This is a genomic window from Parasedimentitalea huanghaiensis (assembly GCF_009753675.1).
GTDB classification, from domain to species: domain Bacteria; phylum Pseudomonadota; class Alphaproteobacteria; order Rhodobacterales; family Rhodobacteraceae; genus Parasedimentitalea; species Parasedimentitalea huanghaiensis.
The window spans coordinates 21379-44109 of the sequence record NZ_WQLV01000013.1; the positions used below are offsets into that span (position 1 = coordinate 21379).

Genomic DNA, 22731 nt, shown 5'->3' on the forward strand with positions numbered 1-22731 from the left:
AAGACCTCATGACTTTTATTATCCGCCTCTTTGCCGTTCTTGCGTTGCTGACCGGCTGTGCCGCATCTGCGCCAGGTGATCAGGCCCCACGCATTCTGGCAATTGGCGATTCGCTGATGGCATGGAACAATATCAGCGCACAATCGATCCCAGACTCGGTGGCCAAGGCGCTGGACGAACCTGTTATGGATCGCTCAGTGTCGGCGGCACATATCATTTACAAGCTACCGGTGTCCGGCAGTGCAGGCCTCAACATTCACAAGCAATACCGCGCCGGGAATTGGGATTGGATTCTTGTCACCGGCGGCGGCAATGATCTCTGGCTCGGCTGTGGCTGCTTTGCCTGTGACCGCAGATTGGACAAACTGGTTTCAAAGGATGGGAGCCAAGGTGCCATTCCCAGCATGTTGACGGATCTGCGCAAAACCGGCGCACAGGTGATATATATCGGCTACCTTCGAAGCCCCGGAGTAGGCTCACCGATCGAACATTGCCGTGACGAAGGCAATATTCTGGAACAACGCATCTCTCGCGCCGCCGAACTGGACAGTGGAATACACTTCCTGTCGTTGGATGATCTGGTTCCACATGGCGATCGATCCTACCACGCGCTGGACATGATCCACCCTTCTATCAAAGCCAGCACCGCGATCGGCAACAGAGTCGCCGATCTCATCCGTTCAGTGGAAAAGACAACACACTAGTGATGCCAGTCTATGCGCTGCGCCTCTCTTGCCAGTGCCCCAAAAGCATCACGGCAGGAATGACACTAAAGATAGTCCACTGCCCCATCTCCCATACTGTTCCCAGTAGCGTCCAACCGTAGAACAGAAACAAAGCTGCAAAACCAATTTGAATGGCGATGACCATCGCAAACAGCGCTGAATTTTGACGGTAGCTGATCCAGGCGAGCGCTACAGCCATCAAGATTAAAATCCAGGTCACCGCGTGCCATAACACCGAGCCAACTGCCCGCACCAAGTCTGGCATGGCGCTGGCGCGGATCGGATCATGAATTTCCGGTCCTCCACCAAAGACATGAAGCCCAACGGTAAGACCCATCAAAGTGGCGGCGACGGCATAACTACGATTAATCTGCATTGCGTTCTCCGATTCCATACGCTTGCGTATGGATTGCATATCGCCTTGCCAGAGTCCATACGCAAGCGTATGGTTTCGCCATGTCCAAACCACGCCTCTCTCAATCTGACTGGATCTTCGCTGGCTTCAATGCGCTGGCCGAACTGGGTCCCGTGGCCCTTAAGGCCGAAGTCTTGGCCCGCCGGATTGGCAGCTCGAAAGGCTCGTTTTATTGGCACTTCACAGATGTTCCCAGCTTCCACGCGGCAATGATGGCGCTGTGGGAGCAACGCGCAGTCACTGACGTCATAGATGCTCTGGCCCCCCTTCCCGATCCGCGAGATCGGTTACGGATGCTGGCACGCCTCGCCCAAGAAAAACCGACAGAGCTTGACCCAAACCAACCCGCAGAAAGCGCCATCCGGGCCTGGGCACGCGCGGCCCAATTGGTGCGCGACACTGTTGACCGGGTAGATTCCCGACGGTTGGAGTATCTCGAAGCCCTGCTTGCAGAAGCTGGCGTTCCGCCAAGGCCCTACGCCCGTCTCATATACGCCACGCTGATTGGGCTGGATGATCTGCCAAGTGTTCAGGGCCAGCCTTCCAATGCTCTGGTCCAATTGGTCAACCTAATTCTAACTCAATTTCCCGACCCGGCTTGAATGCAGACTAATCTTGCCTAATCTACGCCCATGCGTATCCCCATCCCCCTTGGACTCATCAGCCTGATTGGGCTTGGACTTGCGGCCTGTCGGGGCGATGAAACCATAGCCGCCTATGGGGCTGCTGATATAACCTGGTATCTTGCTGAAATGGATGGCCTGCCGTTCAACGCAGCGGCGAGCCTGCAGTTTCCTGAATCGGGCGTTATCAGCGGGTCCGCCCCGTGCAACAGCTACAGCGCCGTGCAAGATGCGCCTTATCCCTGGTTTGACGCTCAAAAACTAAGCGTGACCCGTATGAGCTGTGGCGATCTGGCCGCAGAAGGTCGCTTTCTTCAAGCCCTTCAAACCATGACTTTGTCCGAGGTGTCTGGCGGGACGCTGATCCTTAGCAACGACGCAGGCCGCGAGCTGGTGTTCAGAGCCGCCGAGTAAACGCGTCCACAAACCGCCCGCGCACCTCAGGCAGTGGGTGCCGCCCCAACGAAGGCGCAAGGCGGGCCTCAAGGAAGAAGCCAGTGGTCTGCAACCCCTGCGCAATTTCTGCGTCCGTCGCCGCTCCCTGCCCCAGCAGAACAGGCGGCAGGGGCAACAACCGGTCTGCCCAGTCGCCTGCGCCCTTGGCTGATACCGCCCGCCCAGACTTCGGAGAAACATAAATCAAACCTCGGGTGACCCCTGTCACCGCGCAGGCGGACAAGTCCAGCCCAAATCCCATGTCCTCTAACAGTGCTAACTCCCAGCGCAGATAGGCCAGCGGCCATAGCTCTTCCTGATCCAGCAGATCCAGCAACTGCTCCGATCTGGTATAAAGGTTGCCGTGGGGTTCGCGCTCAGGGAGGCAGAACGACAACAGCCCGGTTACAGCATTCAACCCCGCCAGCGCCAATCGGCCCGATAGCGCAGCGGCCGCGCGGCTGCGCAAGGGTTCCGCCTGATAGTGCCCCAAATGATCCTCTAACCGCGCCCGCCAAGTCACATCCAACTGAGCACCGGGCTGTAGAACTGGTGCCTGTTTGCGACTGGTACCACCACGCACCACCCCTGCGTGACGGCCGTGTTCTTCGGTAAATACATCAATAATTGCCGAGCTTTCACCATGGCGTCGCAGGCTTAGTAATATACCATGATCACGCCATTCCACTGGCTGTCCTCCGCAGATTGGTCAACGTTACTTCGCCAAAAGATCGCAAGCATCAACAATTCGCAAGATACCTCTTGAAGGCTGCTTTTTCCTGCCTATCTCTATTTAACGTTTTTGTTAAATAAAGGGTCCAACATGCGTGGTATCACCATCACTTACAAATACAGCGGCGAAGAAGATGCTTGGCAAGCAGCCATGAACGACTTCATCGATGCCATCAACAATGATCCAGCTGCAGTAGGCAAGTTCAACTATCAGGTTGCTGTTGCTGACGACAAGGAAACCCGCTTTCACTGGGGGCGCTGGGACAGTGCTGAAACACTGGCTCACGTACAATCACAAGGCTATTTCAAAACCTTTGCGGGCAAGGTCAGCGAATTTGCGGGTGGAACCCCCTCCGCCACAGGCCATGACATCTCTCTCAAATCCAACGGCTGGTAATCACTCCAGGCCCGGTTCATCCAATAGATGACGCCCTAGCCGGTCTTCGACCTCGATCACCCATAGATCGGGGTCGAATTCTTGTTGCTTCTGCACCGAAGCATCCACATCGCGCTCGTCACCTTTGACCAGTTCAACCCATTTGCGTTCGCCGCTCATCAAATCAAATGAACGTTGAAATGCAATTGCCTGACCGTCCAGCGTGTTCAGCTTAACCAGAACAGCACCCGCCGTGTCGTCACCATGGGAGACCACAAAGGCTGGGATTTCCTGAAACCGAAGCCGCGCCAGATAGGCGTGCACCCAGAATTCAGCGGTAAGACGCGTCATAGCCCATTACGTTTCTTGCTCCGGCGCACCCGGCCTGTCGACCCGGCAGATCCAACGCAAGAACGCCCTTTGTCTGTCACTGGTTGCCGTCTTTGAAGTCCAGCCCCATTTCAGAATAGCGCTCGGACTCGTCCTGCCAATTGGGCCGCACTTTGACCTGTAGGAACAAGTGCACTTTGCGGTCCAGAAACTCAGTCAATTCGGTTCGGGAGGCCTGACCAATGGATTTGATTGTCTCGCCATTTTTGCCCAACACGATGCCTTTGTGCCCATCACGAACGACATAGACCACCTGATCAATTTTGACCGAGCCATCCTTGCGATCTTCCCAGCCTTCGGTTTCAACCGTCATCTGGTAGGGCAATTCCTGATGCAGCCGCAGTGTCAACTTTTCACGGGTCATTTCAGCAGCGATCATCCGCAGTGGCAAATCGGCAATCTGATCTTCGGGATACAGCCACGGACCTTCAGGCAGCTTCGCACCCAGCCAACTCCGCAGATCCTCGACCCCATGTCCACGTTCGGCCGAAATCATAAAGGTTTCAGCAAAGCCGTAACGTTCGTTCAGATCCTGCGACAAACCGAGCAGTTTCTCAGTTGGAACCTTGTCGATCTTGTTGATGGCAAGCGTCACGGTGCGACCCTCGCCAATCTCGGCCAAACCGTCCAGGATCTTCTCAACGCCCTCGGTGATACCCCGGTGGGCTTCAACCATCAGCACAATCACATCAGCATCCGCAGCGCCACCCCAGGCAGCCGCAACCATTGCGCGGTCCAATCGGCGGCGCGGCGCAAACAGGCCTGGAGTGTCTACAAACACGATCTGGTTCTGCCCATCCATCGCCACACCACGAATACGGGCACGGGTGGTCTGCACCTTGTGGGTCACAATCGAGACCTTGGCCCCGACCATACGGTTCAGCAGGGTCGACTTGCCCGCGTTCGGTTCACCGATCAGGGCCACGAATCCGGCACGAGTTGTCATTGTTTTTGCTCCAGTTTGCTTAGCAGCGCTGTGGCTGCAGCCTGTTCGGCCTGTCGTTTTGATCCTGCGGTGGCCTGCGCCTCGGCGCCGTCATCCAACCGGACTGAAATTGTAAACACCGGCTGATGATCTGGTCCGGTGCGGGATACTAACACATATGAGGGCGGTTTTTGGCCTTTTGCCTGTACCATCTCCTGTAGGGACGTCTTGGAGTCGCGTGCGTCTACCTCAACAGCGTTGATGCGGCTGGCCCACAACCGCAGAATCATCGCCTGAGCCGCTTCAAACCCGGCGTCTTTGTAGACAGCGGCAATCACCGCTTCCATCGCGTCACCCAACAGCGCCAGTTTGCGTCGCCCACCCGACATCATTTCGGATCGGCCCAGCTTCAACACTTCGCCAAGCTCGATTTCACGCGCCACATCCGCACAGGCCTCTTTGCGCACCATGGCATTGAAACGCGGCGCCAGTTGGCCCTCGGATGCGGATTTGTCGTCTTCCAGCAATGCCGTTGCCATCACCAGCCCCAGCACCCGGTCACCCAGAAATTCAAGCCGCTGATTGTCGCTACGCGTGGGGGATGAAATTGACGCGTGTGTCAGCGCGCGCACCAGCAGTTCAGGCCGGGCAAACTGATGCCCGATCCGCTCTTGGAAAGCGCGCATTTCTTTGGACAGTTTCACGTGATCCCCTTGAAGAAACGATCACTGCGCCAAGTCCAGAAGAACAACATAGACCGTCCGGCAGATGAGAACATAATGCGGTCTGCTCGGCCGATCAGGTTTTCGTAGGGAACAAAACCTACACCACCCGCATTCTGCGGAACCCGGCTGTCGGTAGAGTTGTCACGGTTGTCACCCATAAAGAAATAGTGCCCTTCGGGAACCAGATAAACACCAGTGTGGTCCGTTGACTGATCGCCGATGTTGATAATCGCGTGTTCAACACCATTAGGCAGCGTTGCGATCTGGCGCGATTTTTTGCAGATCGCCCCCTCGCCCACTGCCGAATTGTTTTCACATCTTGGGAAGCGGCCCTGTGGTCCTTGACGCTCCATCACTTCCTCAAAATCTCCGGCGTCCTTTAGGGCAACAGCCTGATCGTTGATGAGCAACACGCCATCTTTGACCTGAATTTTGTCGCCGGGCAGGCCAATCAGCCGTTTGATAAAGTCGGTATTGTTCACAGGGTGGCGAAACACTGCCACGTCTCCGCGCTCGGGCGTGCCGCCAAACAAGCGGGTGTTGTCACCATCCATGAACCCACAGATATCCTCGGCATCGATATCAATACCAACAACACCAAGTTTCACACTTGGGCAAGAGGCGTAGGAGTAGCCATAGGCCATCTTGTTGACGAACAGAAAATCCCCGATCAACAGGGTTTCCTTCATCGACCCCGATGGGATCCAGAACGGCTGGAAAAACAGGGTGCGGAAAACACCGGCGATCAACAGCGCGTAAACAATGGTTTTGATCGTCTCAATGATCGAATTTCCGGCTTGGGCTTTGGTCGCCATCAGGCTCTCCGGTTCTGAAAAAGGTCCGAGGCTACATGCGGCCCGACACGGGGTAAGTCAAGCATGGCTGGCCTATTCCGCGATGGTACTGGCAATCGCCCGCGCTTCAATCACCACAAAAGCCTGTGCCCAGGGGTGATCGTCGGTCAAAGTCACATGGATCACAGCCTCGTGACCCGGCGGCGTCATCTCCTGCAACCGCTTGGCAGCCCAACCAGTAACATGCATTACCGGCTGCCCTGTTCGCAGATTGCTGACCGCCATGTCCTTCCAGGCAATTCCCATACGCAGGCCAGTGCCCAGTGCTTTGGAACAGGCCTCTTTGGCGGCCCAGCGTTTTGCATAGGTTCCCGCCACATCCATGCGACGCTCGGCTTTTTGTTGCTCGATGGTGGTGAACACCCGATTCTTAAACCGGTCGCCAAACCGATCCAGCGTCCGCTGGATCCGTTCAATGTTTGCTAGATCTGTTCCGATACCAAGGATCATGTAATCCGTTTACCGTTGCACCTGCGCACGTTTAGCAGCAGCTTTCAGTTCGTTTTTTGCTCCCATAGAAACAAAGAACCTATTCCCAAAGTACATGACGGCAACCAAGAAGACGGTAATGCCGATCATCGGAACCATGCTGCCCCCCAAGTACACAGAGGCGATAGCATGAAAAAACTCAGGCCCGACCAACAGTACCCCCCAGAATGCCGATGCAACAACCTCGACCACGACACCAATCAGTGTGGCCCTGAATGCAAAACGACGAACATCATTGGCCGGAACAGTTTGCCCATTATCTCTTGCAAATCGTTGCCCCGAGAACATCGCGGCCATCATCGTCGGCAAAATGGACGTTACCGAAGAGGACAGGTCCACGTTTATGGCCATCAGAATCGCAATAAATACAGCCGGCAAAAACATCCGCCACCCGAGGAGCCACATCGAATAGCGAAGTAAGCTAATTTTCTTCATCTAGATATTCCTAAGTCCATCGCTCCAATCAGCGCATTCAGAAGAGAAGTGGATGCGCCGACGACCGCTAAAGCTGCGGGATATACGTGATACCAAATATTAGTCTCTGCTAACCGAGCAAGATCAGTGCCTTGCCTCATCCATCAGGCGGCGCATTTCCTGAACCGCAGGGGGCAAACCACGAAACACCGCTTCACCAATCAGGAAGTGACCAATGTTCAACTCTCGCACCTCGGGAAAGGCCGCAATCGGCTTAACACAGTCATAGGTCAGCCCGTGGCCAGCATGCACCTCCAGCCCAAGAGAATGCGCGTAGGTAGACATGTCACGCAGGCTCTCAAATTCAGCGTCACGTAATTTGAAATCACCCTCAGCATGGGCATCGCAGTAAGCCCCGACATGCAACTCGATGATATCAGCACCAACCCGGTGCGCGGCTTCGACCTGTTTCATATCAGCGGCAACAAACAGCGAGATACGACTGCCAGCCTCACGTAGCGGCGCGATAAAGTCGCTCAATTTGTTCTGCTCACGCGCCACTTCCAACCCACCCTCGGTGGTGCGCTCTTCGCGTTTTTCAGGAACGATGCAGACCGCGTGAGGCTTGTGGCGCAGCGCAATCCTCTGCATCTCATCGGTGGCAGCCATTTCAAAATTCAAAGGCACCGTAAGTGACTGCATCAGGTTTTCAATGTCTGCATCAACCATATGGCGGCGGTCTTCACGCAGATGCGCTGTGATGCCGTCGACACCAGCTTCTTCTGCAAGTTTCGCGGCCCGCACGGGATCAGGATTCGTACCACCGCGTGCGTTGCGCAGCGTTGCTACATGATCAATGTTGAGACCCAGTCGCAAAGAAGTTTCAGCCATAATTGCAAGTCCTAATAAGCCCATTTTCCCCGACATTAGACATCAGAGCTAAAAGAGCAAACTGCTAAATTTTACTGCGCCTTGCGCAGGGGGGCTTTGGCCATGCTAGAGGACACAGAGGTATCATTTTTCAGATGCGCGCGGGCCTTGATCGCCTGGAACTTTGCTTTGATTTTTGAACGGCGACGCTGCTGATAAACACGGATCAGTGGCACACTGAGGTAGTAGCAAATCACCGCCACAATCACGCCCGGAATCACGCTGCCAATCATATAGGGCAGAAACACCTCGTTATAGAACAGCTGTAATCCATGCCAGTCCGCCTCGCGGTCTGAGATCAGCGCCAGCAAGTTATCCCAGACATCTTTGCTGACACCAAAAAACTTGCCAATCAGCGAGTGGTCCACTTCTGTGTCGAACTCAGTGCCCAACAGCCAATGGCCAGTTTGCAACGACGCAACCCCAATAGGCACATAGGTCAGTGGGTTGCCAAAAAAGGTACCGCTAAGAGCGGCGAGGATATTGCCGTTGAACAACCGCGCAACCAGGGCTGCGACAATAAAATGCAATCCATAGAACGGGGTAAACGAGGTGAATACACCGGCAGCAATGCCTCGGGCGATCCGCTCAGGCGAATCAGGCAAACGGCGCACCCGGTGTTTGACATACAGAAACGCCCGCCCCCAGCCGCCACGCGGCCAGATGAAATCCACAATCGCACGTAACGGCGAACGTCGGTCCCGGCGCCTGAATACCAACGATTGCGTCCTTCCCAAATTCGGCCAGTGCAAGGCCACATTTTCCGCGGCCTTACAGCTTGGCGCTATGCGTCACCACTTGATCGCGGATGCGCTCAACGGCTGCAACATCACTTTCAGCTTCCAGCATTAATATCAACGAGTGCAGCTGCTCCACATCCCGCAATTCGACGTTTATCACCAGACGGTAAAAGTCTGGTTTCCGATCTACAAATTCAAGGTCTGAAATATTGGCCTTTTTCTCACCAATCAATGTGCAAATTCGTCCCAGCACCCCGGCATCATTGCCAATGGTCAGTCCCAGAGTGACGCCATACACCGCAGGGTGTGTCCCATCATGCCAATGGACGTCGACCCAGCGCTCTGGCTGGTCTTCATAATTGCTCAGATGGTCACAATCCGCAGCGTGGACCACAACACCGCGCCCGCGGTAAGTAATCCCGATGATGCGTTCACCTGGCAACGGCTGACAGCAGGTCGCGCGTTCAAAACTTTGCCCAGGCTCAAGGCCGATCACCGCACGACGCGGCGAGATTTCGTCGCTCCTGTCTGGAATCAGATCCGGATAGACCGCCTGCACAACATCGTGCCCGGTGATTTCGGCAGCCCCAAGACGTGCCAGCAACTCATGGGCATTCCCCAATCGCAATACACGCGCAGCCGTTTCCAGCGCTTTGTCTGTGGATTTACGACCTACATGCTCAAACGCAGATCGCGCAAGTTCGCGCCCCAGCTTCACAAACCGTTCGCGGTCTGCGTCCCGCAAGGCACGGCGGATGGCCGTGCGGGCTTTACCTGTTGTGGCAATCTCCAACCAGCTGATCTGCGGCGTCTGTCCTTCGGCGGTGATGATGTCGACCGACTGACCATTGCGCAACCGGGTCCACAGCGGCACTCGAATGGCATCCACCTTGGCCCCAACACAGGCATGGCCGATCCGAGTGTGGATCGCATAGGCGTAGTCAATCGGTGTCGCCCCTTTGGGCAGCTTGATCACATCGCCCTTGGGCGTAAAGCAGAACACCTGATCCGAATACATCTCTAGCTTGACCGCTTCGAGAAACTCGTCGTGGTCTTCTTCAGCGTCGAACTGTTCGGTGAGTGAAGCGATCCACTTAGCCGGATCTACCGCAAACGGGTTTTGGGTGCGCACACCGTCGCGGTATGACCAGTGTGCCGCTACGCCGGTTTCAGCAACGTCGTGCATCTGCCGGGTGCGAATCTGCACCTCAACCCGCTTGCCGTCGCGCCCCGACACTGTGGTGTGGATTGACCGGTAGCCGTTGGATTTAGGCTGGCTGATATAATCTTTGAACCGTCCCGGCACCGCCCGCCACCGTTGGTGAATAGCACCCAACGTGCGATAGCTGTCTTCCTCGGTGGCGGTAATAATGCGGAACCCATAGATATCGGACAGCCGCGAAAACCCCTGATCCTTTTCCTGCATTTTGCGCCAGATTGAATAGGGTTTCTTCGCGCGACCAAACACTTCGGCCTCGATACCCGCCTTCTCTAGTTCACTGCGCATGTCGCCGGTGATCCGGTGAATCACATCGCCGGTTTCACGTTGCAGGGTGATAAAGCGACGGATGATCGACTGTCGGCCTTCGGGATTCAGAACGCGAAACGCCAGATCCTCCAGCTCTTCGCGCATCCACTGCATCCCCATGCGACCCGCCAAGGGCGCATAGATATCCATGGTCTCGCGGGCTTTTTGGGCCTGCTTGTCCGGACGCATCGCCTTGATCGTGCGCATGTTGTGCAAGCGGTCTGCCAGCTTGACCAAGATAACCCGCAAATCCTTGGACATCGCCATGAACAGTTTGCGAAAATTCTCAGCTTGTTTGGTTTCCCGGCTGGACAGCTGCAGATTGGTCAGCTTGGTCACACCATCGACCAGCTCAGCAACTTCGTTTCCAAACCGCTCCGAGACCTCTTCGTAGTTGGCCTTGGTATCTTCGATGGTGTCATGCAGCAGCGCGGTGATGATGGTGGCATCATCCAGGCGCTGTTCGGTCAGGATTGCAGCAACGGCAACTGGATGGGTGAAATAAGGTTCACCCGAATGCCGGAATTGCCCCGTGTGCATCTCTTCGCCATAGGTATATGCTTCGGCGAGCCGCTCTTCGTTGGTCTTGGGATTGTAGTTGCGGACCAGCGCAATCAGATCTTCAGGTGATATCATTTCCGGTCCGCAGCCTCAGTTAATTGTGCGGCTCAGCCCTGTCCTTGGGCTTCCATCAGCGCACGAAGAAGTTTTTCTTCGGACATGTCATCGTCAGCCGGCTTGTCAGCCTCGCCGCCCATCAGCAGAGCCATCGAATCTTCTTCGGGCTCATCGACTTCGATCTGGGTCTGGTTGCTCTCAATCAGACGTTCACGCAGCGAATCAGCGCTTTGTGTTTCATCTGCGATTTCACGCAGCGACACGACAGGATTTTTGTCATTGTCACGCTCAACAGTGATCGGCGCACCTGCCGCGATCTCGCGGGCGCGGTGGGCTGCCAGCATCACCAGCTCAAAGCGGTTGGGAACTTTATCAACACAGTCTTCAACCGTTACGCGGGCCATCAGCAACTCTCCAAATGAGTAAGGATCCAGAACGATGGTGTGTAAGCCCGAATCTTTGTCTTGACAAGCGCTGAATGCGTCTCTTTTGCCACATCAGAGTGGCTGTACCTCTACAACTGCCTCGTCGGGTAGATCCGCGAGCATTTCGCGCGCTGACAGACCAAGCACCGGATGCACCCAATCCGGGGCGATATCGCACAGGGGGACCAGCACAAAGCCTCTGTCTTGGAGCCTCGGGTGCGGCAGTATCAGTTGATCAGGAGATTCACGCATCTGCTCGGCTAACGGCAGCTCCAGCCACCGTGCGTAGGTTTCACGGTCCGGCATAATCTGGCCAGCAAAGGCAATAAGATCCAAATCCAGCGTTCGCATGCCCCAACGCTGATCTCGCACGCGTGCGAATTGCGCCTCCACCTCATGCAAAACGGCTAACAACCCTTCGGCAGACAGCTCGCTGCTGATCTCTATCAGTGCGTTGACATAATCAGGCCCCGCCCCCGCCGGAAAACACGGCGTGTGAAAGAATCGTGACACCGCTCGCAACCTCAGGTCGTACTTTGAAAGCGCGCAAACAGCTGCGACCAATGTCTGATGCGGCATTCCAGCGCAGGTTGGAAGGTTCCCCCCTAAAGCAATAAGCGCATTTGACCGGAATTCGGTCATTTTTGACCCCATTTCATATATTTGATACACTTGCAGGACATGACAAATAACTTACATTAGATCTACCTGTTTCGCGCAATTTTAGCATTCACTCACGGAACACACCGCGCGGGCAGAATATACCGGAAGGACATATTATGTTTTATAAGGACGAACGGCTTGCGCTGTTCATCGATGGTTCAAATCTTTATGCTGCTGCCAAGGCGCTGGGGTTTGATATCGACTATAAGTTATTGCGTCAGGAATTCATGCGCCGCGGAAAAATGCTGCGTGCGTTCTACTATACGGCGCTGCTTGAGAACGATGAATACTCGCCCATTCGGCCTCTGGTGGACTGGCTCCACTACAATGGCTTTACCATGGTGACAAAACCCGCCAAGGAATACACCGATAGCATGGGCCGCCGTAAGGTTAAGGGCAACATGGATATCGAACTCGCTGTAGACGCTATGGAACTGGCACCGCGCGTGGATCACATTGTGCTGTTTTCCGGGGATGGGGATTTCCGGCCGCTGGTTGCCAGCTTGCAGCGACAGGGTGTCCGCGTATCAGTTGTCTCGACTATCCGTAGCCAGCCACCAATGATTTCGGACGACTTGCGCCGCCAGGCCGACAACTTCATTGAACTCGAAGAGCTCAAAGATGTAATTGGTCGCCCGCCGCGTGAAGACCCGGATGAAGCGCGCAACGTGGCCTTCGCAGGCAAATGATACGGGCCTATTAACCCGATTTAAGATTTCGACAGGCGCCGGACATTTATCCGGCGCCTGTTTTTTTGTTTGGGGTAGGCAGACAACGTTAAATGGATGCCATTCTATGCACCTTATGGGCGCCGCTAAAACTCAGTTTTCCGCCTGCTCGTTGATCTCATTGTGACGAGCGATAACCTCAGCAGGCCAGGTGCTCTTGATATAGGCAAAAACGGCCAGCAAATCCGACTCGCTCAACACATCCTCGTACCCTTCCATCCGGCTGCGATACCCATTTCCAACCAGGGCAGCCGTGCCTTTTCTGGTAATGGTCAGCAGCTGCTGGTCCGCATGGTGCCATGTGTGACCGCTGGCGTTATGTGGAGGGGCCGGTAGGTATCCCTCTTCATCTCGCTCGCGCCAATTGGCCTCTCCCTGCAACTGATCACCATGGCAACTGGCGCAATTGTCCTGATAAATCACCTTTCCTTGCGCTACGGCCGCATCATCCTGATACGGAAACACCCCCGCAGCATTGCCTGCGGTGCCCTGGCTCCACAACACTGTTCCCAGCACGGCCACGCCTAGGGCCACACTGCTACCAAAAAACTTCATCGACGATCCTCCGGTCACTTTTCACCTCCTTTGCAGCCTTCCCCCACAGGAAGCTCTAGTCACATCACCGTGAGCATCAGCCCCTATGGACCTGAGCGCACGAAAGCCTTACCTCTGCACAGCAAGGAGACGCCAATGACAATGCCCCCACTAACTTTGTATCTGGCCGCACCGCGCGGTTTCTGCGCCGGGGTCGACCGTGCGATCAAGATCGTTGAAATGGCGATCCAGAAATGGGGGGCGCCCGTCTATGTGCGTCACGAAATCGTTCACAACAAATTTGTTGTTGATGGGCTGCGTGAAAAAGGCGCGGTATTTGTCGAAGAGCTAGAAGACTGCCCAGATGACCGGCCCGTGATCTTTTCGGCTCATGGTGTACCCAAGTCGGTTCCCGCCGAAGCCAGCCGCCGTCAGATGGTCTATGTCGATGCCACCTGCCCGTTGGTTTCCAAGGTTCACATCGAAGCCCAGCGCCACGCAGATGCCGGTTTGCAAATGATCATGATCGGTCACAAGGGCCATCCCGAAACCATTGGAACCATGGGGCAACTGCCCAACGGCGAGGTACTCTTGGTGGAAACCGTCGAAGACGTGGCCACAGTTGCCGTACGCGATCCGGCCCAATTGGCCTATGTCACCCAGACCACCCTGTCGGTCGACGACACCAAGGACATCGTGGCTGCCTTACACGACCGGTTTCCAGCCATCATCGGCCCCCACAAAGAAGACATCTGTTATGCCACCACCAACCGCCAGCACGCGGTAAAATCGGTGGCTCCTAAAAGCGACGCCCTGCTGGTTGTTGGCGCGCCCAATTCCTCGAACTCGCGCCGTCTGGTCGAGGTTGGCGCGAAGGCTGGCTGCAAATACGCGCAGCTGGTGCAACGTGCCACAAATATCGACTGGCGCGCCCTCGAGGGCATCCGCAGTGTCGCCATCACCGCCGGCGCGTCAGCCCCGGAACTGCTGGTGAACGAAGTTATCGACGCTTTCCGCAGTCGCTATGACGTGACAGTCGAAGTGGTGGAAACGGCTGTCGAGGATATCGAATTCAAAGTCCCTCGCGTGTTGCGCCAGCCAGCGTAGGTTCACCCCCGCCCACTTTCAAGCCTGTGACAGAATGCCAATGCCGTGCTAGGCCTTGGCTCACCCATTTCTGATACCCGGAGCCGCTTGATGATTTCTCTACATTTCCTACTAACTGCTTTTGTTGTTGTACTCGCCCCCGGAACCGGCGTGATTTACACTCTTGCACTTGGGCTGGGTCAGGGGCGCCAAGCCGCATTCTGGGCCGCATTGGGCTGTACGGTTGGTATCCTTCCGCATCTGGCCGCTGCCACTCTTGGTCTTGCAGCCGTCTTGCACAGTTCGGCTCTGATGTTTCAGATCGTCAAAATTGCAGGCGTGCTTTACCTGCTCTATCTTGCCTGGCAGGCGATGAAATCCGGTGGTGCACTGGCGATCACATCAAAGACCACCACCCAACCCGGCCTGAAAATCGCCCAGCGCGGCGCCCTGATCAATATCCTGAACCCCAAACTGTCGATTTTCTTCCTGGCCCTGCTGCCGCCCTTTCTTAGTGGAAACCCCACATCCGCCACTCTGGAGATGACCCTGCTAGGTTCGGTCTTCATGGGGCTGACGTTTGTAGTCTTCGTACTCTACGGTCTTTTCGCCGCCACCGCCCGCGATTATGTGCTTGGGTCGGAACGGGTGCTGACCTGGCTCAACCGTGGCTTTGCCGCCATCTTTGCCGGTCTGGCCGCACGCCTTGCCGTTGAACGCGCCTGAGACCCCCTCTAACTGGAGTAGACATGACCGATCAGGAAACTATGGCGGTCTATGCCGAAGCGGCAGATGAATATGCAGACCGCTTCGCTCTGACCAAAAATGCGGATCAGGATGCAGACCTGTTCGCCTTTCTGTCTGATGTTCCCAATGGCGGTCATGTCCTTGACCTTGGATGTGGCCCCGGTCAATGGGCCGCCCGCCTACGCGACGAGGGCCTGACAGTAGAAGCCACTGACGCCTCACCTGAAATGGTAGACCTCGCCAAGGCCAATTACGGATTAGATGCAAAACTCGCCACCTTCGAGGACCTGGCTGACGAAGTTCACTACGATGGAGTATGGGCCAACTTCAGCCTGTTGCACGCGCCTCGCGCTGATTTTCCGCGCCATTTAAAACGCATCCAACGTGCTTTGCGCCCCGGCGGCTGCCTGTCTATCGGTATGAAAATTGGCTCCGGTGAGAACCGCGATCACCTTGGTCGATTTTATGCCTATTACAGCGAGGATGAGTTGCGCGCACTCCTTACAGAGGCCGGTTTCAATGTTACCCGCTCTCGCATTGGAAATGGCAAAGGATTGGCTGGCAGTGACGATACCTTCGTAGTAATGACCGCACATGTCTGAACTATATGCATATACCGACGGAGCCTGCTCCGGTAATCCCGGTCCCGGAGGCTGGGGCGTTCTGTTGCGCGCCCTTGATGATGACGGCAAGATTGTCAAAGAGCGAGAGCTGAAAGGCGGCGAGTCTGACACCACCAACAACCGGATGGAACTTCTGGCGGCAATCAACGCGCTGGAAAGCCTCAGCCGCCCCTCGACCCTGACCGTGGTAACCGACTCTGCCTACGTAAAAAATGGCGTCACCCAGTGGATTTTTGGCTGGAAAAAGAACGGCTGGAAAACCTCGGCCAGAAAGCCCGTTAAAAACGTCGACCTCTGGCAGCGCATTGACGAGGCGCAGGTACGCCATCAGGTGACATGGAAGTGGATCAAGGGTCACGCCGGTCACGAAGAAAACGAACGCGCGGATGAGCTGGCCCGCGCTGGCATGGAGCCGTTCAAACCCAAGAAATCCCGGTCGTGACAGTCACCCGGTTCTGATAGGGGTAACATATGAGTTTCCTGACCCTATTGGATTACGCCTCGGTTCTGGTCTTTGCCCTGACAGGGGCACTGGTCGCCAGTCGCGCCCAGCTGGATATCGTCGGCTTTGCCTTTGTCGCCTGCCTGACGGCCGTCGGCGGCGGCACCATCCGGGATCTGTTGTTGGACCGACACCCTGTGTTTTGGGTAGAAGAACCAACCTACATCCTCTTGGCTGTTGGGGCGGCAGTGATTGTGTTTTTCACCGCCCACCGGATGGAAAGCCGACAAAAATGGTTGATCTGGCTGGATAGTTTTGCACTTGCTATCGCAGTTTCCGCAGGTACTGGCGCAGCAATTTCGCTCGACAAGTCGCCGGTGATAGTAGTGATGATGGGAATGGCAACAGGGTCGCTAGGCGGCTTGATGCGTGATGTGGTCTGCAACGAAGTCCCCCTGGTGTTGAAGCAGGGTGAGCTTTACGTGACCTGCACAATGGCTGGCGCCATTACCGCCATCGGCTTTTCTGAATTTTTTGGCTGGCCCGACTTCAGCGCTCTGGTAGCCTGTGCTGTAGTCTGCTGGACACTCAGGGCGGGCTCCATTCTATTTGGCTGGCATCTCACAGCCTATAAAAGCCGCCCACCCCGCAGCTAGGATAAACTCTAAAACAACCACCTATTTCCCGGCGGGAAGGCGTGCCCTAAATTACTTTTTCTGAAGATAGGTCTGCCACAGCCAGATCAGCAGTAACGCCCCCAGAACCGCACCGACAAACCCGGCCATCATCCCCATAACCGTCAATAGAAACCGCAGAACCAAACCACCAATCAGTGCGCCAGCCATGCCGATCGCCACGGTTGTCACTATATTTGCGTCAATCCGCATCAACCGCGTTGCCAGAAATCCGGCAGCGGCTCCAATGATAATCAGGGCAATAATGGGCATATCCGTCACCTCTTCCAGTGAAAGGGCACGATAATCAGCGCCCCAATAGACGACACAATGGCATTCCAGCCTGCCGCATGAAAACCAATGCCAAACATCAGTCGTACGAAGTAAAACAAGAACGCGCCGCCAACACAGATGATGATCGACGGGATATACCCGTTGCTGGTGAACCCAGATCGTTCGGCAACATAGCCAACGATCCCGGCAATCACCACGGTGCCCATCAAGGTCAAATACATGCAGGCTCTCCGCTTAGAAACTATCGCCCGGCTTCATTGCAAAACCGCGCAGGAATATCTCGCGATCCTGCGCGCCCTTGCCCGCCCGTTGCAAGCGCAGCAGTTCAACTGCCCCCGAACCACAGGCAATGGTGAGGTTTTCTGCCAACACTTCACCGGGTTCACCCTGCCCTTCGGCCAGCCTTGACGCCAGCAGTTTGACCCGCTGACCGTTCAGCTCACTCCAGGCACCGGGAAATGGTGACAGCCCACGGATCTGCCGATCCACTTCAACCGCTGGGCGGCTCCAGTCAATGCGCGCCTCAGCCTTGTCGATCTTACTGGCATAGGTGACGCCCTCATCAGGCTGCACATCCGGAGAGAGGCCATCGAGATGCCGTAACGCAGTCACGATCAACGACGCCCCCATCTCTGACAACCGGTCATGCAGCTGCGCGGTGGTTTCCTCTTCGCCAATGGCAGTGCCTTCACGCAGCAGCACGGGCCCAGTGTCGAGCCCGGCCTCCATCTGCATGATGCAAATCCCGGTTTCTTCATCCCCGGCCATGATCGCCCGGTGGATAGGTGCAGCACCACGCCAACGTGGCAACAGGCTGGCGTGAATGTTCAGGCACCCCTTGGCAGGTGCATCCAGAATGACCTGCGGCAGGATCAGCCCATAGGCCACAACCACCGCGACATCAGCGCCCAGCGCCGCAAACTCTTCCTGCGCCTCGGGCGTTTTCAAGGATACAGGGTGACGTACCTCTAGCCCCAACTTAACCGCACGGGCATGCACTGGCGTTGGCCGGTCCTTCTTGCCCCGTCCCGCCGGACGCGGCGGCTGGCAATAGACGGCTGCAATCTCGTGCCCAGCATCCACCAGAGCCTCCAGCACCGGAACCGAAAAATCAGGCGTACCCATGAATATGACGCGCATCGTTTTGCCCCTTGTGTAGGGTGCGTGCTGGCACGCACCATGCTTTGCCAGCACTCAGCCGTTCAGTTTCTTGGCCTTGCGCAACAACATGTCACGTTTGACCTTGCTCAGATGATCAAAATACATCTTGCCGTTCAGATGATCGATTTGATGCTGCACGCTGGTTGCCTCGACACCGACAAAATCGCGCCGATCTATCTGCCCGGCTTCATTCATAAATCGCACCGTCACCGCACGCGGGCGTTTGATCTTGGCTGACACCCCCGGCAGGTTGGGGCTGGCCTCGTCGTGCTCACGCAATTCAATCGACGCATGCAACACTTCGGGATTGGCCATCTTCACCGCCTTGCCCCGCTCGCGTGAGCCATCAACCACCGCCAGCCGCAGCATCACACCGATCTGAGGCGCTCCCAGCCCGACCCCGGGCATCGCTTCCATGGTATCCACCATGTCCACCCAGATCGCGCGGATCTCATCGGTAATTTCAGTCACTTCGTCCGCAACAGTGCGCAGGCGCTTGTCTGGCCACGGCAGGCAGGTACGGGTTGTCATATGTGTCTCTCCAGAAAGTCGGTCTCGGCCTTGGTCCGCTCTGCCGCCGTCAAATGGTCAAATGTTACCATGCCATTCAGGTGATCAAATTCATGCTGAATGCAGCGAGCTTCGAATCCGTCAAAGTCGGCCATGTGAATATCCCCCTCGGGCGCAGTCCACTGCACTGTTACGGCCTTGGGGCGCTCAACAGACACCAAAATACCAGGAATAGACAGGCAGCCCTCTTCCATCACGACAGGAATACGTTCGGCGGCCATGATTGTCGGGTTGATCATCGCCATGGGGGACTTCGTGCCTTCTTTCCAGGTGCAGTCCATCACAAACAGCCGCTTCATCACCCCGATTTGAGGTGCGGCCAGCCCACGCCCCTGCGCCGCATACATGGTCTCGAACATGTCAGCAATCAGATCATCCAGATCCTCACCCTGCACAGTCTCACAGCGCTGCGACAGGCGGGCGTCCGGCCAGATCAGAATCGGCAATACGCTCACTTGCGGGCCAGCTCGCGTTTCAGCTTTTGCATTTTTCGGGTGATCATCTGGCGGCGCAGAGGCTTTAGATAATCAATGAACAGTTTGCCCTGAAGGTGATCTATCTCGTGCTGCACACAGGTCGCCCACAGATCATCAAACGTCTCGCGCTGCGCGTTGCCATCGCGGTCCATCCATTCGACATCCACCAACTTGGGTCGGGTCACCTCACCGTATTGCTCGGGAATCGACAGGCAGCCCTCCTCGTACACATTGGTTTCATCCGACGAAGCCACGATAACCGGGTTGAACATCACCAGCGGACGCGGTGTTTCACCCTCTTCTTTGACACAATCCAGAGCGATTATCCGGTCCATGATACCGATCTGCGGCGCCGCCAGACCAATGCCCGGCGCGTCATACATGGTTTCCAGCATGTCATCAGCCAGCTTGCGCAGATCATCAGTGATATCACTCACTGGGGCACAAACCTTCTTCAGGCGAGGGTCGGGATGGATCAGAATGTTACGTTTCATGCCCCCGATTTAGGCCATTGCCCCAGCCACCGCAACGCCCCCCTTGCACCTATCGAAATTAGCAGTAGCTTCACGCCAAGCAAAGGAGTGACCTGAATGAGTTTTGACGACCCTATCGACCGCCGCGGCACCAACAGCACCAAATGGGACAAGATGGAAATGCTATATGGTGTTTCCCCTGACGACGGTCTGGCCATGTGGACGGCAGATTCGGACTACGCCACCGCCCCCTGCGTGATCGAGGCGATCCACAAAGCCGCAGATCACGGGGTCTTTGGTTATTCCTGGGATCACCCTGATTATCTGGCCGCCGTGCAGTGGTGGATGAAAAACCGCCACAACTGGGAGATCGAGCAAGACTGGATCCTCACTTCGCAAGGACTGGGCAACGCCATTGCCCTGAGCCTGGATGTCTGGAGCGAACCAGATGATGGCGTGGTGACATTTACACCCGTCTACCATGAGTTTGCGCACAAGATCGCCAAGACCGGACGTAAGCTGACAGAGTGTCCTCTCAAACGCGAGGGTGATACCTATTTCCTGGATCTCGACGATGCGCAAAGCCGTTTGACGGGCAATGAAAAACTGTTGCTGTGGTGTTCACCGCAGAACCCTTCGGGTCGTGTCTGGACACCCGAAGAACTGCGCTCGGTTGCCGACTTTGCAAAACGCAATGATCTGATTCTGGTTGCTGACGAAATCCACCACGATCTGGTTTACGCTGGCAACACCTTCGTGCCGATGGATATCGCCGCACCAGAGGCCCGCGACCGCACCGTCACCCTCACCGCATCCTCCAAGACGTTCAACATTGCAGGCCAGCGCACAGGCAACATGATCATTCCCGATGATACCCTGCGCGCCGCGATGAAACACCGATTGAATACGCTGGACTATGGTGCTGGCAGCCTGGCGATCAACATGATCACCGCCGCATATTCTCCGGAAGGTGCGGAATGGGTGGATGAGCAGCTTGCCCATCTCGAAGGCAACCGACAGATCTTTGATCAGGCCATCAATGCCATTCCCGGCCTGAAATCGCTGCCTCTGCAATCCACCTATCTGGCTTGGGTAGATTTTTCCGGTACCGGCATGACCCACGACGAAGTTGCAGCCCGCATCCGCGACGTCGCCAAGATCGCCGTGTCCCAAGGCCCCAGCTTTGGCACGGGTGGCGAAACCTTCCAACGCTTCAATCTGGCCACCCAACGCAGCCGCGTGGTCGAAGCCTGCGAGCGTATGCGCCACGCATTTTCGGATCTGCAATAATTCGCAGAGCCCCCCACAAATAGAAAAGGCCCCTCACTTGGGGCCTTTTTTTGTGCAAGACAGCGATCTGACTACATCGCGTCGCTTGCCAACAGCGCCACCGGCGCGTCTGGCGCACGGTAGAAATCCAGCGGAGCCTTATCCGCTGCGACGGTTGAGCGCTTGAACTCATAACACATCTCACCCGCCTCGGCCTCAGCTGCGATAATCAGGCATTGATACAGGTGATTTGTACCATCATATAGATCAACGAGCCCGCGCAGCTTGGGCGTGATTCCCTCCTCGACGGCAAACCCGTCCTTCCACATGCGTAACACGCGATAGACCTCATCATCGACCAAAACCCGTAGGCGGCTCGACTTTTTCAAAGCGGCCAATCGCGCCGCATCCAATCCATCCTGAACTTCTTTGGGTAGGTATGTCGACATCTGGCTAACCTCTGCTTTGTTGACTCTAAGGGTGCCTCTACAAAAGATAAAATCAAGTGAACTTTTTTTGAAATACCGCTTGCCAGATCCGAATCCAAAAGCTGGCCCAACAATGCAACAGCGCCTGTGCACCGGCGCAGAGGAGTTGCGCGTGGCTGCCAATAGGCGAGCTGAAAAATACCCCCTATCTTTGCTACAGAAACTTTTTAGGAGCAGCCAAATGGGCCTGTTGATTGACGGAAAATGGCACGACCAATGGTATGATACAGATTCCACCGGCGGAGCATTCAAACGTGCCGACGCAAAGTTCCGCAATTGGATCACCGCTGACGGCAGCGCCGGCATATCCGGCCAGGATGGGTTCAAAGCCGAAAGCGGCCGGTACCATCTTTATGTCTCTCTGGCCTGCCCCTGGGCCCACCGAACCCTAATTTTTCGCGCACTCAAATCACTGCAGGATCACATCAGTGTTTCGGTGGTCCACCCTGATATGTTGAACGAAGGCTGGACGTTTGAAACGGACGAACATGGCGCGACCGGTGACGATCTATTCGGTCTGACCCACGCCCACCAGATCTACACTCAAGCCGTTCCAGATTTCACCGGCCGCGTCACCGTTCCAATCCTGTGGGATAAACAGCGCAAGACTATTGTGTCGAACGAAAGCTCTGAAATCATCCGTATGTTCAACTCGGCCTTTAATGACCTAACCGGCAATACCGATGACTATTGGCCACAGGAAATGCGTGAACCCATCGAGGCGGTGAATGCACGGATCTACAGCAGCCTGAACAACGGCGTTTACAAATGTGGGTTTGCCACCACGCAAGAAGCCTATGACGCCGCAATAGAGCCACTTTTTGACACGTTAGAGTGGCTAGAGGATCTTTTATCGCAACATCGATATCTGCTCGGGGAAAAAGTGACCGAGGCAGACTGGCGGCTGTTCACCACCTTGGCGCGGTTCGATTCCGTCTATCACCTGCACTTCAAATGTAACCGGAAACGTTTGATCGATTACCCGAACCTCTGGGCCTATACCCGCGAGCTATACCAATGGCCCGGCGTAGCAGAGACGGTGGGTATGCAGCACATCGTCCGCCACTACCACTACAGTCACGACAGCATCAATCCGTCCCGGATCATTCCCACCAATCCTGTTCTGGATTGGTACGCACCACACAGGAGAGGCTAGTAT

The 22731-nt window shown here is 55.8% G+C and carries 33 protein-coding genes; 12 read left to right on the forward strand and 21 right to left on the reverse strand.

Features of this window, described 5'->3' with window-relative positions:
* Positions 1-8 precede the first annotated feature (8 nt).
* Entirely contained in the window at positions 9-704 is a 696-nt protein-coding gene (locus tag GO984_RS17765; RefSeq protein ID WP_157023950.1) for an SGNH/GDSL hydrolase family protein, read from the forward strand.
* Between the two features lie 10 nt (positions 705-714).
* On the opposite strand, the gene GO984_RS17770 is transcribed toward GO984_RS17765, so the two are convergent.
* Complete coding sequence (locus GO984_RS17770; RefSeq protein ID WP_157023951.1) at positions 715-1101, reverse strand: hypothetical protein; 387 nt, start codon at positions 1099-1101, stop codon at positions 715-717.
* A gap of 80 nt (positions 1102-1181) precedes the next feature.
* On the opposite strand from GO984_RS17770, the gene GO984_RS17775 reads away from it, so the two are divergent.
* On the forward strand, positions 1182-1742 hold the full coding sequence (locus GO984_RS17775; RefSeq protein WP_157023952.1) for a TetR/AcrR family transcriptional regulator: 561 nt from the start codon (positions 1182-1184) through the stop codon (positions 1740-1742).
* A gap of 30 nt (positions 1743-1772) precedes the next feature.
* Entirely contained in the window at positions 1773-2177 is a 405-nt protein-coding gene (locus GO984_RS17780) for an META domain-containing protein (RefSeq protein ID WP_157023953.1), read from the forward strand.
* Here GO984_RS17780 and recO read toward each other — a convergent pair.
* Positions 2161-2886: a DNA repair protein RecO gene (recO, locus tag GO984_RS17785; RefSeq protein ID WP_167740403.1), complete on the reverse strand. Its 726-nt coding sequence runs from the start codon at positions 2884-2886 to the stop codon at positions 2161-2163. The two genes, GO984_RS17780 and recO, sit on opposite strands and share 17 nt — an antisense overlap.
* 135 nt (positions 2887-3021) lie before the next feature.
* Between recO and GO984_RS17790 the strand changes: the two genes are divergently transcribed.
* Complete coding sequence (locus GO984_RS17790) at positions 3022-3327, forward strand: putative quinol monooxygenase (RefSeq protein WP_157023954.1); 306 nt, start codon at positions 3022-3024, stop codon at positions 3325-3327.
* On the opposite strand, the gene GO984_RS17795 is transcribed toward GO984_RS17790, so the two are convergent.
* The 11 genes from GO984_RS17795 to folK form a co-directional block, all read right to left on the reverse strand.
* Positions 3328-3657 (reverse strand): DUF1491 family protein, encoded by a 330-nt coding sequence (locus GO984_RS17795; RefSeq protein WP_157023955.1) that lies wholly within the window; start codon positions 3655-3657, stop codon positions 3328-3330.
* Between the two features lie 76 nt (positions 3658-3733).
* Positions 3734-4642 (reverse strand): GTPase Era, encoded by a 909-nt coding sequence (gene era / locus GO984_RS17800; RefSeq protein WP_157023956.1) that lies wholly within the window; start codon positions 4640-4642, stop codon positions 3734-3736.
* The gene (gene rnc, locus GO984_RS17805; protein WP_167740404.1) at positions 4639-5325 is read right to left on the reverse strand and encodes a ribonuclease III; all 687 of its coding nucleotides are present in this window, start codon (positions 5323-5325) and stop codon (positions 4639-4641) included. The genes era and rnc overlap by 4 nt, the downstream gene beginning before the upstream one ends.
* Positions 5322-6161, reverse strand: coding sequence for a signal peptidase I (gene lepB, locus GO984_RS17810; protein ID WP_157023957.1), 840 nt, complete (start codon positions 6159-6161; stop codon positions 5322-5324). Before lepB ends, rnc begins: the two co-directional genes overlap by 4 nt.
* 72 nt (positions 6162-6233) lie before the next feature.
* Positions 6234-6650 (reverse strand): holo-ACP synthase, encoded by a 417-nt coding sequence (gene acpS, locus GO984_RS17815; protein ID WP_138163869.1) that lies wholly within the window; start codon positions 6648-6650, stop codon positions 6234-6236.
* A gap of 9 nt (positions 6651-6659) precedes the next feature.
* Positions 6660-7124, reverse strand: a complete 465-nt coding sequence (locus tag GO984_RS17820) for an ABZJ_00895 family protein (RefSeq protein WP_157023958.1) — start codon at positions 7122-7124, stop codon at positions 6660-6662.
* 123 nt (positions 7125-7247) lie between these two features.
* Complete coding sequence (locus tag GO984_RS17825; protein WP_157023959.1) at positions 7248-7994, reverse strand: pyridoxine 5'-phosphate synthase; 747 nt, start codon at positions 7992-7994, stop codon at positions 7248-7250.
* A 71-nt stretch (positions 7995-8065) separates the two neighbouring features.
* Positions 8066-8752 (reverse strand): DUF2062 domain-containing protein, encoded by a 687-nt coding sequence (locus GO984_RS17830; RefSeq protein ID WP_157023960.1) that lies wholly within the window; start codon positions 8750-8752, stop codon positions 8066-8068.
* Between the two features lie 52 nt (positions 8753-8804).
* Complete coding sequence (locus GO984_RS17835) at positions 8805-10937, reverse strand: RelA/SpoT family protein (RefSeq protein ID WP_157023961.1); 2133 nt, start codon at positions 10935-10937, stop codon at positions 8805-8807.
* 32 nt (positions 10938-10969) lie between these two features.
* Complete coding sequence (gene rpoZ / locus GO984_RS17840) at positions 10970-11323, reverse strand: DNA-directed RNA polymerase subunit omega (RefSeq protein WP_138163864.1); 354 nt, start codon at positions 11321-11323, stop codon at positions 10970-10972.
* Positions 11324-11416: 93 nt separating this feature from the next.
* Positions 11417-11986 (reverse strand): 2-amino-4-hydroxy-6-hydroxymethyldihydropteridine diphosphokinase, encoded by a 570-nt coding sequence (folK, locus tag GO984_RS17845; RefSeq protein WP_157023962.1) that lies wholly within the window; start codon positions 11984-11986, stop codon positions 11417-11419.
* A gap of 137 nt (positions 11987-12123) precedes the next feature.
* Here folK and GO984_RS17850 point away from each other — a divergent pair, with 137 nt between their 5' ends.
* Positions 12124-12696, forward strand: coding sequence for a LabA-like NYN domain-containing protein (locus GO984_RS17850; RefSeq protein ID WP_157023963.1), 573 nt, complete (start codon positions 12124-12126; stop codon positions 12694-12696).
* A gap of 132 nt (positions 12697-12828) precedes the next feature.
* Here GO984_RS17850 and GO984_RS17855 read toward each other — a convergent pair whose 3' ends face one another.
* Entirely contained in the window at positions 12829-13308 is a 480-nt protein-coding gene (locus GO984_RS17855) for a c-type cytochrome (RefSeq protein ID WP_342448106.1), read from the reverse strand.
* Positions 13309-13425: 117 nt separating this feature from the next.
* Between GO984_RS17855 and ispH the strand changes: the two genes are divergently transcribed.
* The 5 genes from ispH to GO984_RS17880 all read left to right on the forward strand — a co-directional run bounded on the left by ispH (position 13426) and on the right by GO984_RS17880 (position 16823).
* Complete coding sequence (gene ispH, locus GO984_RS17860) at positions 13426-14376, forward strand: 4-hydroxy-3-methylbut-2-enyl diphosphate reductase (RefSeq protein ID WP_157023964.1); 951 nt, start codon at positions 13426-13428, stop codon at positions 14374-14376.
* 90 nt (positions 14377-14466) lie between these two features.
* Positions 14467-15081, forward strand: a complete 615-nt coding sequence (locus GO984_RS17865; RefSeq protein WP_157023965.1) for a LysE family translocator — start codon at positions 14467-14469, stop codon at positions 15079-15081.
* Between the two features lie 23 nt (positions 15082-15104).
* A complete protein-coding gene (locus GO984_RS17870) occupies positions 15105-15704 on the forward strand; it encodes a class I SAM-dependent DNA methyltransferase (protein ID WP_157023966.1) in 600 nt (199 codons plus the stop codon).
* The gene (gene rnhA / locus GO984_RS17875) at positions 15697-16167 is read left to right on the forward strand and encodes a ribonuclease HI (RefSeq protein ID WP_138163857.1); all 471 of its coding nucleotides are present in this window, start codon (positions 15697-15699) and stop codon (positions 16165-16167) included. The genes GO984_RS17870 and rnhA overlap by 8 nt, the downstream gene beginning before the upstream one ends.
* Before the next feature lie 29 nt (positions 16168-16196).
* A complete protein-coding gene (locus GO984_RS17880) occupies positions 16197-16823 on the forward strand; it encodes a trimeric intracellular cation channel family protein (protein WP_157023967.1) in 627 nt (208 codons plus the stop codon).
* Between the two features lie 51 nt (positions 16824-16874).
* Here GO984_RS17880 and GO984_RS17885 read toward each other — a convergent pair whose 3' ends face one another.
* Genes GO984_RS17885 through def (GO984_RS17910) form a run of 6 tightly spaced genes read right to left on the reverse strand, consistent with a single transcriptional unit; the run spans position 16875 to position 19836 of the window.
* The gene (locus GO984_RS17885) at positions 16875-17114 is read right to left on the reverse strand and encodes a GlsB/YeaQ/YmgE family stress response membrane protein (RefSeq protein ID WP_157023968.1); all 240 of its coding nucleotides are present in this window, start codon (positions 17112-17114) and stop codon (positions 16875-16877) included.
* Between the two features lie 5 nt (positions 17115-17119).
* Positions 17120-17356 carry a hypothetical protein gene (locus GO984_RS17890; RefSeq protein WP_138163854.1) on the reverse strand — a complete coding sequence of 79 codons (237 nt, stop codon included), beginning with the start codon at positions 17354-17356 and terminating at the stop codon, positions 17120-17122.
* Between the two features lie 13 nt (positions 17357-17369).
* Positions 17370-18275 carry a methionyl-tRNA formyltransferase gene (gene fmt, locus GO984_RS17895; RefSeq protein ID WP_157023969.1) on the reverse strand — a complete coding sequence of 302 codons (906 nt, stop codon included), beginning with the start codon at positions 18273-18275 and terminating at the stop codon, positions 17370-17372.
* Positions 18276-18329: 54 nt separating this feature from the next.
* Complete coding sequence (gene def / locus GO984_RS17900; RefSeq protein WP_157023970.1) at positions 18330-18827, reverse strand: peptide deformylase; 498 nt, start codon at positions 18825-18827, stop codon at positions 18330-18332.
* Positions 18824-19321, reverse strand: coding sequence for a peptide deformylase (gene def, locus GO984_RS17905; protein ID WP_167740405.1), 498 nt, complete (start codon positions 19319-19321; stop codon positions 18824-18826). The genes def (GO984_RS17900) and def (GO984_RS17905) overlap by 4 nt, the downstream gene beginning before the upstream one ends.
* Positions 19318-19836 (reverse strand): peptide deformylase, encoded by a 519-nt coding sequence (gene def / locus GO984_RS17910; RefSeq protein WP_157023971.1) that lies wholly within the window; start codon positions 19834-19836, stop codon positions 19318-19320. Before def (GO984_RS17910) ends, def (GO984_RS17905) begins: the two co-directional genes overlap by 4 nt.
* Positions 19837-19932: 96 nt before the next feature.
* On the opposite strand from def (GO984_RS17910), the gene GO984_RS17915 reads away from it, so the two are divergent.
* Positions 19933-21105, forward strand: a complete 1173-nt coding sequence (locus tag GO984_RS17915) for a MalY/PatB family protein (protein WP_157023972.1) — start codon at positions 19933-19935, stop codon at positions 21103-21105.
* Between the two features lie 71 nt (positions 21106-21176).
* On the opposite strand, the gene GO984_RS17920 is transcribed toward GO984_RS17915, so the two are convergent.
* On the reverse strand, positions 21177-21533 hold the full coding sequence (locus GO984_RS17920) for a hypothetical protein (protein ID WP_138163848.1): 357 nt from the start codon (positions 21531-21533) through the stop codon (positions 21177-21179).
* 220 nt (positions 21534-21753) lie between these two features.
* Here GO984_RS17920 and GO984_RS17925 point away from each other — a divergent pair, with 220 nt between their 5' ends.
* A complete protein-coding gene (locus GO984_RS17925; protein ID WP_157023973.1) occupies positions 21754-22728 on the forward strand; it encodes a glutathione S-transferase family protein in 975 nt (324 codons plus the stop codon).
* The last annotated feature ends 3 nt before the right edge of the window (positions 22729-22731 follow it).

Excerpts from the sequence above, each read along its gene's own strand:
- GO984_RS17765 (WP_157023950.1), top strand. The coding sequence starts at position 9 with ATGACTTTTATTATCCGCCTCTTTGCCGTTCTTGCGTTGCTGACCGGC.
- GO984_RS17770 (WP_157023951.1), bottom strand. The coding sequence starts at position 1,101 with ATGCAGATTAATCGTAGTTATGCCGTCGCCGCCACTTTGATGGGTCTT.
- GO984_RS17775 (WP_157023952.1), top strand. The coding sequence starts at position 1,182 with ATGTCCAAACCACGCCTCTCTCAATCTGACTGGATCTTCGCTGGCTTC.
- GO984_RS17780 (WP_157023953.1), top strand. The coding sequence starts at position 1,773 with ATGCGTATCCCCATCCCCCTTGGACTCATCAGCCTGATTGGGCTTGGA.
- GO984_RS17790 (WP_157023954.1), top strand. The coding sequence starts at position 3,022 with ATGCGTGGTATCACCATCACTTACAAATACAGCGGCGAAGAAGATGCT.
- GO984_RS17795 (WP_157023955.1), bottom strand. The coding sequence starts at position 3,657 with ATGACGCGTCTTACCGCTGAATTCTGGGTGCACGCCTATCTGGCGCGG.
- era (WP_157023956.1), bottom strand. The coding sequence starts at position 4,642 with ATGACAACTCGTGCCGGATTCGTGGCCCTGATCGGTGAACCGAACGCG.
- lepB (WP_157023957.1), bottom strand. The coding sequence starts at position 6,161 with ATGGCGACCAAAGCCCAAGCCGGAAATTCGATCATTGAGACGATCAAA.
- acpS (WP_138163869.1), bottom strand. The coding sequence starts at position 6,650 with ATGATCCTTGGTATCGGAACAGATCTAGCAAACATTGAACGGATCCAG.
- GO984_RS17820 (WP_157023958.1), bottom strand. The coding sequence starts at position 7,124 with ATGAAGAAAATTAGCTTACTTCGCTATTCGATGTGGCTCCTCGGGTGG.
- GO984_RS17825 (WP_157023959.1), bottom strand. The coding sequence starts at position 7,994 with ATGGCTGAAACTTCTTTGCGACTGGGTCTCAACATTGATCATGTAGCA.
- GO984_RS17835 (WP_157023961.1), bottom strand. The coding sequence starts at position 10,937 with ATGATATCACCTGAAGATCTGATTGCGCTGGTCCGCAACTACAATCCC.
- rpoZ (WP_138163864.1), bottom strand. The coding sequence starts at position 11,323 with ATGGCCCGCGTAACGGTTGAAGACTGTGTTGATAAAGTTCCCAACCGC.
- folK (WP_157023962.1), bottom strand. The coding sequence starts at position 11,986 with ATGACCGAATTCCGGTCAAATGCGCTTATTGCTTTAGGGGGGAACCTT.
- GO984_RS17850 (WP_157023963.1), top strand. The coding sequence starts at position 12,124 with ATGTTTTATAAGGACGAACGGCTTGCGCTGTTCATCGATGGTTCAAAT.
- ispH (WP_157023964.1), top strand. The coding sequence starts at position 13,426 with ATGACAATGCCCCCACTAACTTTGTATCTGGCCGCACCGCGCGGTTTC.
- GO984_RS17865 (WP_157023965.1), top strand. The coding sequence starts at position 14,467 with ATGATTTCTCTACATTTCCTACTAACTGCTTTTGTTGTTGTACTCGCC.
- GO984_RS17870 (WP_157023966.1), top strand. The coding sequence starts at position 15,105 with ATGACCGATCAGGAAACTATGGCGGTCTATGCCGAAGCGGCAGATGAA.
- rnhA (WP_138163857.1), top strand. The coding sequence starts at position 15,697 with ATGTCTGAACTATATGCATATACCGACGGAGCCTGCTCCGGTAATCCC.
- GO984_RS17880 (WP_157023967.1), top strand. The coding sequence starts at position 16,197 with ATGAGTTTCCTGACCCTATTGGATTACGCCTCGGTTCTGGTCTTTGCC.
- GO984_RS17885 (WP_157023968.1), bottom strand. The coding sequence starts at position 17,114 with ATGCCCATTATTGCCCTGATTATCATTGGAGCCGCTGCCGGATTTCTG.
- GO984_RS17890 (WP_138163854.1), bottom strand. The coding sequence starts at position 17,356 with ATGTATTTGACCTTGATGGGCACCGTGGTGATTGCCGGGATCGTTGGC.
- fmt (WP_157023969.1), bottom strand. The coding sequence starts at position 18,275 with ATGCGCGTCATATTCATGGGTACGCCTGATTTTTCGGTTCCGGTGCTG.
- def (WP_157023970.1), bottom strand. The coding sequence starts at position 18,827 with ATGACAACCCGTACCTGCCTGCCGTGGCCAGACAAGCGCCTGCGCACT.
- def (WP_157023971.1), bottom strand. The coding sequence starts at position 19,836 with ATGAAACGTAACATTCTGATCCATCCCGACCCTCGCCTGAAGAAGGTT.
- GO984_RS17915 (WP_157023972.1), top strand. The coding sequence starts at position 19,933 with ATGAGTTTTGACGACCCTATCGACCGCCGCGGCACCAACAGCACCAAA.
- GO984_RS17920 (WP_138163848.1), bottom strand. The coding sequence starts at position 21,533 with ATGTCGACATACCTACCCAAAGAAGTTCAGGATGGATTGGATGCGGCG.
- GO984_RS17925 (WP_157023973.1), top strand. The coding sequence starts at position 21,754 with ATGGGCCTGTTGATTGACGGAAAATGGCACGACCAATGGTATGATACA.